Origin of the sequence: Yoonia sp. (assembly GCF_036007805.1) — a bacterium.
GTDB lineage: Bacteria > Pseudomonadota > Alphaproteobacteria > Rhodobacterales > Rhodobacteraceae > Yoonia.
This window is the reverse complement of record NZ_DASYOK010000310.1, coordinates 1-11,932: the sequence shown is the minus strand read 5'-3', so window position 1 is coordinate 11,932 and position 11,932 is coordinate 1. Positions and strand designations below refer to the sequence as shown.

The 11,932-nt window shown below is 60.5% G+C and carries 13 protein-coding genes; 9 read left to right on the top strand and 4 right to left on the bottom strand.

The features are described 5' to 3' along the window. Positions 1-44 precede the first annotated feature (44 nt). Together VGP75_RS16350 and VGP75_RS16345 are read left to right on the top strand one after the other, a co-directional pair. Positions 45-1,898 carry a sigma-54 interaction domain-containing protein gene (locus VGP75_RS16350; RefSeq protein ID WP_327544675.1) on the top strand — a complete coding sequence of 618 codons (1,854 nt, stop codon included), beginning with the start codon at positions 45-47 and terminating at the stop codon, positions 1,896-1,898. Between the two features lie 133 nt (positions 1,899-2,031). Then, positions 2,032-2,355 carry an arginine transporter gene (locus VGP75_RS16345; protein WP_327544674.1) on the top strand — a complete coding sequence of 108 codons (324 nt, stop codon included), beginning with the start codon at positions 2,032-2,034 and terminating at the stop codon, positions 2,353-2,355. Here VGP75_RS16345 and VGP75_RS16340 read toward each other — a convergent pair. Beyond that, entirely contained in the window at positions 2,312-2,740 is a 429-nt protein-coding gene (locus tag VGP75_RS16340; RefSeq protein WP_327544673.1) for a low molecular weight protein-tyrosine-phosphatase, read from the bottom strand. The genes VGP75_RS16345 and VGP75_RS16340 overlap by 44 nt on opposite strands. Positions 2,741-2,846: 106 nt before the next feature. Here VGP75_RS16340 and VGP75_RS16335 point away from each other — a divergent pair, with 106 nt between their 5' ends. The 5 genes from VGP75_RS16335 (at position 2,847) to VGP75_RS16315 (ending at position 8,100) form a co-directional block, all read left to right on the top strand. Further along, positions 2,847-3,518: an NAD-dependent deacylase gene (locus tag VGP75_RS16335; protein ID WP_327544672.1), complete on the top strand. Its 672-nt coding sequence runs from the start codon at positions 2,847-2,849 to the stop codon at positions 3,516-3,518. 39 nt (positions 3,519-3,557) lie between these two features. Continuing rightward, positions 3,558-4,583 carry a methylmalonyl Co-A mutase-associated GTPase MeaB gene (gene meaB / locus VGP75_RS16330; protein ID WP_327544671.1) on the top strand — a complete coding sequence of 342 codons (1,026 nt, stop codon included), beginning with the start codon at positions 3,558-3,560 and terminating at the stop codon, positions 4,581-4,583. A 153-nt stretch (positions 4,584-4,736) separates the two neighbouring features. Then, a complete protein-coding gene (gene rpmB, locus VGP75_RS16325) occupies positions 4,737-5,021 on the top strand; it encodes a 50S ribosomal protein L28 (RefSeq protein WP_055296019.1) in 285 nt (94 codons plus the stop codon). Positions 5,022-5,168: 147 nt separating this feature from the next. Continuing rightward, complete coding sequence (gene hrpB, locus VGP75_RS16320; protein ID WP_327544670.1) at positions 5,169-7,574, top strand: ATP-dependent helicase HrpB; 2,406 nt, start codon at positions 5,169-5,171, stop codon at positions 7,572-7,574. A 67-nt stretch (positions 7,575-7,641) separates the two neighbouring features. Continuing rightward, on the top strand, positions 7,642-8,100 hold the full coding sequence (locus tag VGP75_RS16315; protein WP_327544669.1) for an NUDIX hydrolase: 459 nt from the start codon (positions 7,642-7,644) through the stop codon (positions 8,098-8,100). Positions 8,101-8,254: 154 nt separating this feature from the next. On the opposite strand, the gene VGP75_RS16310 is transcribed toward VGP75_RS16315, so the two are convergent. Then, complete coding sequence (locus VGP75_RS16310) at positions 8,255-8,863, bottom strand: GcrA family cell cycle regulator (protein ID WP_327544668.1); 609 nt, start codon at positions 8,861-8,863, stop codon at positions 8,255-8,257. Positions 8,864-9,075: 212 nt separating this feature from the next. Here VGP75_RS16310 and VGP75_RS16305 point away from each other — a divergent pair, with 212 nt between their 5' ends. Continuing rightward, positions 9,076-9,870 (top strand): ABC transporter permease, encoded by a 795-nt coding sequence (locus tag VGP75_RS16305; RefSeq protein WP_327544693.1) that lies wholly within the window; start codon positions 9,076-9,078, stop codon positions 9,868-9,870. A 10-nt stretch (positions 9,871-9,880) separates the two neighbouring features. Here the strand turns inward: VGP75_RS16305 and VGP75_RS16300 are convergent, their stop codons facing one another. Beyond that, positions 9,881-10,294 carry a hypothetical protein gene (locus VGP75_RS16300; protein WP_327544667.1) on the bottom strand — a complete coding sequence of 138 codons (414 nt, stop codon included), beginning with the start codon at positions 10,292-10,294 and terminating at the stop codon, positions 9,881-9,883. Between the two features lie 60 nt (positions 10,295-10,354). Further along, positions 10,355-11,239 carry a DMT family transporter gene (locus VGP75_RS16295; protein WP_327544666.1) on the bottom strand — a complete coding sequence of 295 codons (885 nt, stop codon included), beginning with the start codon at positions 11,237-11,239 and terminating at the stop codon, positions 10,355-10,357. A gap of 256 nt (positions 11,240-11,495) precedes the next feature. On the opposite strand from VGP75_RS16295, the gene VGP75_RS16290 reads away from it, so the two are divergent. Then, a partial coding sequence (locus VGP75_RS16290; protein ID WP_327544665.1) for an aminotransferase class III-fold pyridoxal phosphate-dependent enzyme occupies positions 11,496-11,932 on the top strand: 437 nt, incomplete at its 3' end.

Genomic DNA, 11,932 nt, shown 5'->3' with positions numbered 1-11,932 from the left:
TTTTTCGTATTGCCACACACCCCGATGTCCGCTTCGATCGGAAAATGAACATTCAAGACCGCACCCCTGATTCCCGTCTTGCCGGAGCCTTCGGCGCAACGTTGATCCTTGATCTCGATACAGACGAGATTCTGGCCGCCACCCCGCAGGCCCACGTGCTGCTCAAAGACCCGTCTCTGGTCGGTTCACGCTTTTCCAATCTTGTGGCAGATGATGTGCCGCACATGATCCTGTTTGTTGATGAAGTCATCTACCGCGGAGAGGCGTGGACACGGCGCATTATCCTCCGCACCCGTGAAAATGACCGCATCAATTGCGAAATCAACGGGCGCTCGGATGGCAAGACGCTCACGCTTCAGATCACCGATCTTGCAGCCCTTGAACGCCGCGCCGAGGCGGTACAGGCGGCAAGCATGTATAACGGTGGCATTCTGGAATGGCAGCGCGCACAGGCATTCTTCTCTGAACTCGAACGCCAGAACCAGCTGATCCTGAATGCAGCGGGCGAAGGGATTTACGGGGTCAACGCCGACGGCAAGACAACCTTTGTGAACCGAGCAGCACAGGAAATGCTGGGCTGGACCGATGAAGACCTTCTTGGCGAAGACATCCATACCAAAATCCACCATCACCATCTCGACGGTGAAATCTATCCGTCGCATGAATGCCCGATCTACCAATCCTTCCGCTATGAACAGGTCAACCGCATCGAGGACGAGGTGTTCTGGCGCAAGGATGGCAAACCCATCCGCGTTGAATACGTCTCGACCCCGATCTACGAGGGCCAGCGGCTGGCCGGTGCCGTGGTCATCTTCCGCGACATCACCGAGCGGTGGGAAAACGAACGCAAGCTGCGCGAAGCAATGGATCAGGTCGCGGCCCTGCGTGACCGGCTCGAACAGGAAAACGCCTACCTGCAAGAGGCCATCAGTATTGAGCGCGCCCACCATGATGTTGTCGGCCAATCGCCCGCGATCCAGCAAATCCTGCAACGGGTCGAAATGGTGTCACGCACGCAGGCCAACGTGCTGATCACCGGCGAAAGCGGGACAGGCAAAGCCATGGTCGCCTCGGCAATCCATAATGACAGCGACAGGCGGCGGCGGCCCCTGATCCACTTCAAATGCGGCTCGGTCACGCCCGACATGTTTGAAAGTGAGCTTTTCGGCCATGTGCGCGGGGCCTTCACAGGCGCGCTGCGCGACAAACCCGGCAAGCTCGAACTGGCCCACGGTGGCACGCTATTCCTTGATGAAGTCGCCGATATTCCGCTGGAACAGCAAGGCCAACTGCTCGACGCGCTGCAAAACCGCAGGGTCACACGGCTGGGCGATGACCGCGCGCGCAGTCTTGAATTGCGGGTCGTCGCCTCCACCAGCCGGAACCTTGACCGCGAGGTGCAGGCCGGACGGATGCGGCCGGAGCTCGTGTTCTTTCTCAACGTCTTTCCGATCCACTGCACGCCGCTACGCGAACGCCCTGACGACATTCCACTGCTGGCCGCACATTTCCTCAATCTCGTGTGCAAAAGGCTCAGCCGCACGCCACCCATCATCACCGAAGGGACAATCCGCACGCTGCAACAATACGACTGGCCCGGAAACGTGCGCGAACTGGCCAATGTGATCGAGCGCGGTGCGATCGTATCGCAGGGCGAAAAGCTCGTGGTCGATATCCACCCCGACGCAGCCCCCGCAACGCGTAAGATCACAACCTTGCTCAGTGAAGCCGACATCGAACAAATCCGCGTCGCCAACACAATTGCCTGCCTACAGGAAACCAACGGGCGCGTGTCAGGGCCAAACGGGGCGGCGGCACTCTTGGGCGTCAAACCCACAACGCTCTATTCACGGATCAAGACGCTTGGTCTGTCACCCGACGATTGGGCCTCGGGTTAGGCCCCTTGAACGCGGTACTGCGCCGCATCCCGAAAATGCATCGTTGCTTTGCACCCCGCATCGGCTAAATTACACCCAAGACGCGAATATGGATCACCCGGGGCAAACACGGGGGCGGGCAGAGGATAGGCAAATGCGGTATTTCTTGATGGCAGGTGCTTTGGCATCAGTAGCAGCTTGTGGCGGCGGCAGCCGTGGCGCAACCGGCGATATCTCGCGCGCCTGTCTTGATGCAGACCGCCGCGCGGCGTCACCCGCTTTGTGTTCCTGCATCCAACAAGTGGCAAACCAATCCCTCTCGGGTAGTGACCAGGCCCGCGTCGTCGGTTTTTTTGCAAACCCGCAACTGGCACAGGATACACGCCAATCCGACCGCCCCGGCGATGAAAGCTTCTGGACGCGCTACCGCGCCTTCACAGATCTCGCCACCGAGATATGTCAGCCAGTAAACGCCTAGTGGCGCGCTCAATCATCGCCAGCGACCCGTCGAAATCCCGCGTGTAATAGGGATCAGGCACATCTTTATCGGTCAGACACTGGACAGGTGTCGCGTTGCCCTTGGGTCTCAGCCGTTCGATTTCGGCTTTGTTTTGGCGGTCCATCGCAACGATCAGATCAAAGTCCTGAAAATCAGCGCGTGTGAACTGCCGCGCCCGTAATCCGCTCAGGTCATACCCCCGCGTGCGCGCGGCCTCTTGCATTGGTCCATAAGGCGGATCGCCCACGTGCCAACCCCCAGTACCCGCGCTATCCAGCGTCAAATGCGGTGCAAGCTTGCGCATTACCCCTTCGGCAGCAGGTGAACGGCAGATATTGCCAAGACAAACAAAAACGATCCGCATTCCTAACCCCTTGTGACCCACCAAACCTAGCAAAGCCGAAACGCCGCGACCATAAAGATGCGCAAAGCACTTGCTGCACAGGCCAATTCGCGCCCACACTCCGGGAATGAAGATTGCAATTCTGACAGGTGCCGGTGTTTCGGCCGAAAGCGGCTTGGGCACGTTCCGCGATGCGGGCGGGCTTTGGACGCAATACGATCTGAACGACGTCGCAACACCGCAAGGGTTCGCCCGCAACCCTGCGTTGGTCCATGATTTCTACAACGCGCGGCGGGCCAATTGTGCCGAGGCGTCACCCAATGCAGCGCATCAGGCGCTTGCCGCCCTTGCAGCAGGCGCGCATGACGTCACGCTGATTACCCAGAACATTGATGATCTGCACCACCGTGCAGGTTCGCCGGATGTGATCCACATGCATGGTGAACTGATGCGCGCGCTTTGTGCGCAATGCGATGCCCGCTGGGACGCGCCCTTGGTCATGTCGCCGCAAGACCCCTGCCCCGCCTGCGGCGCAAAAGCCACGCGTCCGGATGTCGTCTGGTTCGGCGAAATCCCCTATCACATGGATACCATCGCCCAAGCGGTCGCGACCGCTGATCTTTTCGTGGCTATCGGCAGTTCGGCCGAAGTCTATCCTGCAGCAGGTCTTGTGGAACTGGCGCAGGGGCAGACACTCGAGATCAATCTGGAACCCTCTGCGCGGGCAAACGCATTTGATGACCACCGCTTCGGGCCCGCCACACAGGCCGTGCCTGCATGGGTGGCAGAGCTGCGCTGAGGGCTGGACCTTTGGCCCCTGCCGGATCAAAAAGGGGCCATGAGCAGGACCACAGATATCAAGGCACTAGCCCAAGGCGTGCAGAGCGGTGACAGACGGGCGCTGGCGCGCGCCATCACGCTGGTGGAAAGCGGCCGCGCGGACCACCGCGCAGATGCGCTGGACCTGCTGGAAATGCTGGGCACCCAAAAACAGGCCCTGCGGATCGGGCTGTCGGGCACCCCTGGTGTCGGCAAATCCACATTTATCGAAAGTTTCGGGCTCATGCTGACCGGCATGGGCAAACGGGTGGCGGTGCTGGCGGTTGATCCGTCATCTGCACGTTCCGGCGGGTCAATCTTGGGCGACAAGACCCGCATGGACCATCTGGCCCGCGATCCAAACGCCTTTATCCGCCCCTCGCCCAGCCAGACCCAGTTGGGTGGCGTCGCCCGCCGCTCGCGCGAAGCGGTGGCACTCTGCGAAGCGGCAGGCTTCGACGTGGTGCTGATCGAAACCGTGGGCGTCGGGCAATCCGAGACTGTCGTGGCACAGATGGCCGATCTTTTCGTGCTGCTGCTGGCCCCTGCGGGCGGGGACGAATTGCAAGGCGTCAAGCGCGGCATCATGGAAATGGCCGATCTGATCTTGGTGAACAAGGCGGACGGCGATCTGAAACCGCAAGCGATGCGCACCTGCGCCGACTATGCGGGCGCGCTGCGCCTGTTGCGCAAACGCGCACAGGATCCTGACGGATTTCCCAAAGCGCTCACGATCTCCGCGCTTGAGGTTCACGGACTAGAGGCCGCCTGGAAGGAAATGGAAACGCTGATCCAGTGGCGGCGGAACAACAGCATCTGGACGGCCACGCGCGAGGCACAGGCGGCCTATTGGTTTGGCGAAGACGTGCGCAACGGCCTGCTGGATATGTTGCGAAACGACCCCCAAACCGCCGCCCGCATGAAGGCCGCCGAAGCGGACGTCAAAGCTGGCCGCACCCCGCCCACAGCTGCGGCAGAACAGGTCTTGGAGCCATTGCGTCTGCGGCTTGGTGGTGACGCGGGCCAAACAGGGTCAGAAACCTGACCCTTCACGCGGCAAAGCGGTTGACGGGATCAAGGAATCCGCCTATCTCGCGCTAATCTTATTCACGACCCTGCCGATGCGGGGTCCATAACCCGTATCACAGGATACCCCACCACCCGGGTGGCGGCTGTCCAAAGAACAAGGATAACGCTCATGTCGCGCCGTTGCGAACTGACTGGAAAAGGCCCAATGTCTGGCAACAATGTCAGCCACGCCAAGAACCGTACCCGCCGCCGTTTTTTGCCAAACCTGCAAGATGTCACTTTGATGTCCGACGTGCTGGGCCGGTCTTTCAAGCTGAAAATCTCCAATGCCGCACTGCGCACCGTTGATCACCGCGGTGGTCTGGATGCGTTCATGGCGAAAGCCAAAGACGCAGAGCTGTCCGCTGATGCGCTGAAAATCAAGAAAGAGATCGTCAAGGCAACTGCTGCCTAAGCTGATCCGACTTGAGACAGATGTGAACCCGGTCGTGCAGGCGGCCGGGTTTTTCTGTGTCGGGTGGATTGAAATCCACCTTTCGGCATCGGACCGCTTCACCATGTAAGGTGGCGTCTTGACCCACCTTATGGCAAAGCTTGCGCCATGACCGCCCTGCCCATTGATCCTGTCCTGCCTAAGCTGATGGATGCGCTCGCATCCTCTGGCTGCGCCGTGCTGCAGGCCCCGCCAGGTGCTGGCAAAACCACCCGCGTCCCTTTGGCGATGCTCGAGGCAAAGCTCACCACCGGCAAGATCATCATGCTCGAGCCTCGCCGCCTTGCCGCCCGCGCCGCCGCCGAGCGTCTGGCCGAAGGGCTGGGCGAGACACCGGGCCATACCGTAGGCTACCGGATGCGCGGCGATAGCAAAGCCGGCAACCGGATCGAAGTCGTCACCGAAGGCATCCTGACCCGCATGATCCAGTCCGATCCCGAACTGAAAGGCATCGGCGCCGTCATCTTCGACGAATTCCACGAACGTTCACTCAACGCCGACCTTGGCCTTGCGCTGACATGGGAAAGCCGGAGCGTGTTGCGCCCCGACCTGTTCGTCCTTGTCATGTCCGCAACGCTCGACGCCGCCCCTGTCGCCGCGATGCTCGACAACGCCCCCGTGATCACCTCCGAAGGCCGTTCTTTTCCTGTCACAACCCATTTCCTTGACCGCGCCGTGCCCAAAACCCAAAGACTGGAACAGGCGACCGCTGATCTGGTCACCGCAGCCGTGGCCGAAACCGCAGGCGGCGTCCTTGTCTTCCTGCCCGGCGAGGGCGAAATCCGCCGGACTGCCGCTCTGCTGGCCAACCGCCTGCCCGCCGACTGCACCATCCGCCCGCTTTACGGCGCGCTGCCCTTTGCCGAACAACGCAAGGCGATAGCCCCCGTTACAGAGGGCCGCAAAATCGTGCTGTCCACTTCGATCGCCGAAACCTCGCTCACAATCGAGGATATCCGCGTGGTGGTTGACGCAGGCCGCGCCCGCCGTGCCCGTTTTGATCCAAGCTGTGGCATGTCGCGGTTGGTCACGGAAAAAGTCAGCAAAGCCGAAGCCACCCAACGCGCAGGCCGTGCAGGCCGCGTAGCCCCCGGCGACGCCTATTGCCTTTGGACCAAAGGCGAGCACGGGGCGCTCCCCGCCTTCGCGCCTGCCGAAATCGAGGCCGCTGATCTGGCGGGCCTCACATTGGAACTGGCCGTATGGGGCAGCGACGATCTGGCGTTTCTCACCCCACCGCCGACAGGCGCCTTGGCCGAAGCACGCGCACTCTTGCACGGCTTGGGCGCGCTCGACAGCGCAGGACGGATCACGCCACATGGCCGCGCCCTTGCCGCCCTGCCGCTGCATCCGCGTCTGGGTCATATGCTGCAAATCGCAGGCAAAACCGCAGCCCCGCTTGCCGCTTTGCTTGCTGCACGCGATCCCTTGCGCGGCGCACCTGTTGATCTGGCGCTCCGCATCGCCGCCCTCAAATCCCGCTACGACGGGCCCGGCACCGCGCACCCCGCGGCCATCGCACAGATCAAATCCGAAATCCCGCGCTTGGCCAAAGGCCTGCCCGACAAAGCCTCCCTCACGCTGGGCCAGCAAGCCGCCCTCGCCTACCCTGACCGCATAGGCCTGCGGCGCAAAGGTGATGACCCGCGCTATGTGCTGTCAGGTGGCAAAGGGGCCGTGCTCGACGCCGCCGACCCGATGGCGGGGGCGCGGCTGATCGTGGCCACCGATCTTGACGGCGACACCCGCGAAGCCCGCATCAGGCAGGCTGTCACGCTCACAGAACGCGAATTGCGCGAGCTTTTTGCCGACCAGATCGCATGGGCCGACATCTGTGAATGGTCCAAACGCGACCGCAAGGTCCTCACCCGCCAGCAGGAGCGGTTCGGCGCATTGGCACTCGATGACCGGCAGTGGTCGGATGCGCCGGATGCGGCCATCGCACAAGCCATGCTCGAAGGCGTGCGCCAGTTGGGCCTGCGCCCCTCGCCCGCCGCGGAGCGGTTCCGCGCAAGGGTGGCATTGGTTGATGACCTGCCCGCAATGGACGATGCAACGTTACTGAACACGCTGGAAGACTGGCTCTTGCCGCACCTGACCGGCGTGCGCAGCGCCGAGGACTGGAAACGCTTTGATATCCTGCCTGCCTTGCGCGCCATGCTGGATTGGGACCAGATTCAGCGCCTTGACCGTGCCGCACCCGCACATTTCGAAACACCGCTGGGGCGCAAGATCCCGATTGACTACGATGGCGACGCCCCCGGCATCACATTGCGCCTGCAGGAAATGTTCGGCGTCACCACCCATCCTGTGGTGGGGCGAACACCTTTGAGGGTCACACTCCTGTCACCGGGGCAAAAGCCCGTGCAGGTCACGCAAGATATTGTTGGCTTCTGGGCCAGCTCTTATGCCGATGTCCGCCGTGATATGCGTGGCCGCTACCCCCGCCATCCATGGCCTGAAGACCCGACACAGGCAGACCCCACCCTGCGCGCCAAGCCCCGCGGCACCTGACACCATTTGCGCATCGATTCGCTTTGTGTTAGTAAGAGAGTAATAAAAAAACGCCATTGGCAGGTATATGAGTAATCTTGACCGCTCTTTTTGGACAGGCCGCGAGGTCTGTATCGTCGACCCGACTGCGATCACGCAGGTCGGTGCGCTTTGCTTGCGCGACGGAAAGGGCGGAAAAGAGGTGCTTTTGGTGAAATCCTCGCGTGGTCGCTGGATCGTGCCCAAGGGCTGGCCAATGGACGGTCACACCGACGCCGAAACCGCGAGGATTGAAGCCTGGGAAGAAGCGGGTTTGCGCAGAGGCAAAGTCAGCAAGGCCCCGATTGGCGGCTATGTCACCGAAAAACGCTTTGAAGACGGGCGGGTCGTGCCTTGCCATGTCAGCGTGTACCGGATCGACGTGAAACAGATGACCAAAACCTACCCAGAAGCGGGCCTGCGCAAGCGTAAATGGGTGCCGCTGAAAAAGGCGGTCAAAAAGGTCGATGATGTCGGTTTGCGGGCGTTTTTGGGCGCGCTGAAGTAGGCTTTGCTTGCGGACTGCACAACTGGCCACACTACCCCATAAAGCCGATCCTCTTTTTCTTCATGCAAACGCGCTGCGCAAAACGCAAAAAGCCGCCCTTGGGGGCGGCCTGTGCGGCGAGGGCAGATCATAATCTGCCTTACCTTCCATTATATTAGCGGCGGCGGTCGCGGCGCGAGGACATGGGCTGGAATGCCACGCCAACATGGGCTTCGCAGTAGGGTTTGCCTTGCTGTACCGCCAGCCCACAGAACCAGAAATCATCGGTGGCGGGATCGCCAACCGGCCATTTGCAGGTTTTTTCGGTCAGCTCCATCAAGGTCAGCTTCTTGGCGGTCTTTTCGATTTCACTGACTTTGGCCAGTGCCTCGGGGCTGATTTCATTGGCCGAAGGCTGCGGCGGCAAAGGTTGACCCGCCGGAATGATCGCACGGCGCGCGGCAGAAATCGGGATCCCGTTCTCGTCAAGCTCGGGCTCTTCTTTGGGCGGTGTCGAGGCGGGCGCCGCCTTGGGCTTGGGTGATGCTGCCGGCTTGGCCGCAGGTTTGGCCGCAGCGGCAGGCGCAGCCGCCGGCTTTTCCTTGGGCGCTGCCTTGGCGGGCGCCCCGGCCGAGCCTGCCCTGTTGGACAATCCCAAACGGTGCACCTTGCCGATCACGGCATTGCGTGTGACGCCGCCAAGCTCTTTGGCGATCTGGCTTGCGGACTGGCCTTCGCCCCACATCTTCTTGAGCGTCTCAACGCGCTCGTCTGTCCAGGACATATCTGTTCCTTTGGTTTTTCGGCAAGGATCCGTCATGCACGGATCGGGCCTTCTTGGTCAAGTTGACTTCATATTAAACACTGCGGCAGGTGATGTGAAGGCAGTGGAGTGCCTTTTCGTGATGTTATAACGAGCTGCGCCCCCCGAGGGCTGGCCATCCGCGCGAAAACCACTATGTCAGGGCGCTGCAAAGGATGGCTGTGATGCAAGATATGAACCAGATGGGTGTACGGCGCTTCGGGCGCGTGAATTGGTTGGGGACGTGGACATTGATCCGGCGCGAGATCGCTCGCTTCATGAATGTCTGGACACAGACTGTCATGGCCCCCTTGATCAATGCGGGCCTGTTTTTGCTTATTTTCACTATCGCAATCGGCTCTCAGCGCGGCGAAGTGATGGGCGTGCCCTTCATGGTGTTTCTCGCACCCGGCATCCTGACCATGACGGTGATCCAGAACGCCTTTGCCAATACCTCCTCCAGCCTGTCATCGGCCAAGGTGCAGGGCAATATCGTTGATACGCTCATGCCGCCTTTGTCAGCCGGAGAGTTGGTCACAGGCTATATCGGCGGCGCAGTAGCGCGTGGTGGTTTGGTCGCGATTGTGATTGCCGCGGGATCGGCCCTCTTTCTGGGCGTAGGAATGCAATCACCGCTCTGGGTAATTGCTTTCGTCCTACTGGGCTCGATCCTGATGGGTGGCTTGGGCATGATCGCGGGAATTTTTGCCAATAAATTCGACCAGCTCTCTGCGATTTCGAACTTTCTGGTCACACCTTTGGCGTTCCTGTCGGGAACCTTCTATTCGATCGAGGCGCTGCCACCTTTCATGCAAACCCTCAGCCACGCCAATCCGTTCTTCTATATCATTGACGGGGTGCGTTTCGGGATGATCGGGGTCAGCGATAGCAGCCCTTGGGTGGGGCTTGTCGTCGTTTCAGCGGCCTGTATCGTGGTCTTGGGGATTTGTTTTCGCTGGATGCACACAGGCTACCGGCTCAAGGCCTAGGGTCAGGACCCTAGGGAACCTCACGCACCGGGATGCCGCGCTCTGCCAGTACGGCAATCAACGTGTCGATATCGGGCAGATCACCCGAGAAGATATCCTCGACGGTGCCATCGCGGTAAACAATCGCCACTTCGGTATCCAGACCCGCTTCGCTGACGCGTAAATGAGCGATATCATCAAGCGGGATGCGACGCGGCTTGCGCCATACGGCAAGGGTCAGATGGTCTTTATCTATCCGGATGCCAGAGATCGGTTGCGGCAGCAGCATCCAGGTAATCAAAATGGCTCCAAACACCCATGCGAGCGCCTGTAACTGCGTGGCTTCAAAATAGATGATGGCGACAAGGAGCAAGACAACGCCAAAGAAGGCAAGCCAGATAGGCCCCTTGTTCGGCGCGCGGCGGTACTCATAAACATCACTCATTTTTTTCATCTATTCACAGAAGATGGCCTTATTTTGTCCAACGTAAAGGGGCGTGCAGGCTTAACGCACAAAGCGGACCCGCCGTTCGCGCCACGCCAGAAGCGATGCGCCGCTCAGGATAATAAGCGCGCCAAGGATGCTGATCCAGTCCGGCCAGACATCGAAAAGCAGCAAATCATAAAGACCCGCAAAGATCAGCGTGACATAGCTGAAGGGCGTGATGAAGCTCGCATCCGCACGTGCCATGGCGTTGACAAAACACGCCTGTGCGGTGGCCATCAACACCCCCAGTGCGGCCAGCGCGCCCCATTGTGCGCCCGTCGGTGGCACCCAGACGGGCAAAACCGCCAGTGTTGCGATGCAAAGCCCGATGGCATTGTTGATCAGCAATATCTGGAACCCCGGTTCGCGATTGGCAAGTTTCTTGATGAATATCAACTCCATCCCCATCAAAAGCGCGGCCCCCAGCGCCAGCAGTCCGGCCAGTTGAAAGCTCTCGGGGCCGGGCCGCAGCAAGATCAGCGCGCCCAGCAAGGCGGTACCGGCGGCACCCCAGCGCCACGGCCCGACACGTTCGCCCAGCAGCGGAATAGCAAGAAGCATGCCGAACACGGGATTGAGAAAGCTGATCGCCGTTGCATCTGACAGCGGAATGAAGGCCACGGCGGAAAACATGAAGGTCACACCACCCCAGCCAAAGAGCGTGCGGCCGAAATGTAATTTCAAGTTCGGCTGCGCGATCCTGGGCCGTAACAGCGCGGCGGCGGTAGCAATGGCCATGAATGCAAACAGAAAACGGCCATGGCTGATTTGCAGCGGGTGCAAGGGCGGGCCAAGCGTATCGGTGCCCAAGGATTTTGCCATGACCATCGTCGCCGCAATAAACGCGGTGGCCGTCAGCATGAAGGCAATAGCAAGAGGCGGGTTGGCGGCACGCAGGGTCATGCCCCGCTCATTGAACCTGTTCGGTGAACCGCGCAAGACAGATCGTGATGCCGCAACAGGAAACGGCGGTTTTTGCGGCTTCCCTCGCAACGAAGACTACGTTATCAGGGCCACATGATGACCTGTGCAACATTCGAGACCCGACGCCGACGCTAACCTGCGCCGCCCTTTGCCACGTCCATCCTAAACCCCTAACATTATTGACAGCTCTCGCTTGGTCCTGCACCAATCGGGCTTACCTTTGAGGAAGATCGCCATGATCCCATCTATTCTGCCAACCTATTCACGCGCACCGCTGACTTTCGTTTCCGGCGAAGGCTCTTGGTTGACGGAAGCTGATGGACGACGCTTTCTCGATCTGGGCGCAGGGATTGCGGTGAATGCGCTGGGACATGCGAACCCTGCTCTGGTCGCAGCACTCACCGCGCAGGCGCAGGCGCTGTGGCATGTCTCGAACCTGTATAACATTCCCGCCCAGCAGCAGTTGGCCGATGCGCTGGTGGCGCAGACCTTTGCCGATACGGTGTTTTTCACCAACTCGGGCACCGAAGCCTGCGAGCTGGCCGTCAAAATGGCCCGCAAATACTGGTACGACAAAGGCCAGCCCGAGCGGACCGAGATCATCACCTTCACGGGGTCTTTCCATGGCCGCTCCAGTGCAGGCATTGCGGCGGCGGGATCCGAGAAGATGAC

Coding starts and splice junctions, on each gene's coding strand:
- VGP75_RS16350 (WP_327544675.1), top strand. CDS start 45: ATGAACATTCAAGACCGCACCCCTGATTCCCGTCTTGCCGGAGCCTTC.
- VGP75_RS16345 (WP_327544674.1), top strand. CDS start 2,032: ATGCGGTATTTCTTGATGGCAGGTGCTTTGGCATCAGTAGCAGCTTGT.
- VGP75_RS16340 (WP_327544673.1), bottom strand. CDS start 2,740: ATGCGGATCGTTTTTGTTTGTCTTGGCAATATCTGCCGTTCACCTGCT.
- VGP75_RS16335 (WP_327544672.1), top strand. CDS start 2,847: ATGAAGATTGCAATTCTGACAGGTGCCGGTGTTTCGGCCGAAAGCGGC.
- meaB (WP_327544671.1), top strand. CDS start 3,558: ATGAGCAGGACCACAGATATCAAGGCACTAGCCCAAGGCGTGCAGAGC.
- rpmB (WP_055296019.1), top strand. CDS start 4,737: ATGTCGCGCCGTTGCGAACTGACTGGAAAAGGCCCAATGTCTGGCAAC.
- hrpB (WP_327544670.1), top strand. CDS start 5,169: ATGACCGCCCTGCCCATTGATCCTGTCCTGCCTAAGCTGATGGATGCG.
- VGP75_RS16315 (WP_327544669.1), top strand. CDS start 7,642: ATGAGTAATCTTGACCGCTCTTTTTGGACAGGCCGCGAGGTCTGTATC.
- VGP75_RS16310 (WP_327544668.1), bottom strand. CDS start 8,863: ATGTCCTGGACAGACGAGCGCGTTGAGACGCTCAAGAAGATGTGGGGC.
- VGP75_RS16305 (WP_327544693.1), top strand. CDS start 9,076: ATGAACCAGATGGGTGTACGGCGCTTCGGGCGCGTGAATTGGTTGGGG.
- VGP75_RS16300 (WP_327544667.1), bottom strand. CDS start 10,294: ATGAGTGATGTTTATGAGTACCGCCGCGCGCCGAACAAGGGGCCTATC.
- VGP75_RS16295 (WP_327544666.1), bottom strand. CDS start 11,239: ATGACCCTGCGTGCCGCCAACCCGCCTCTTGCTATTGCCTTCATGCTG.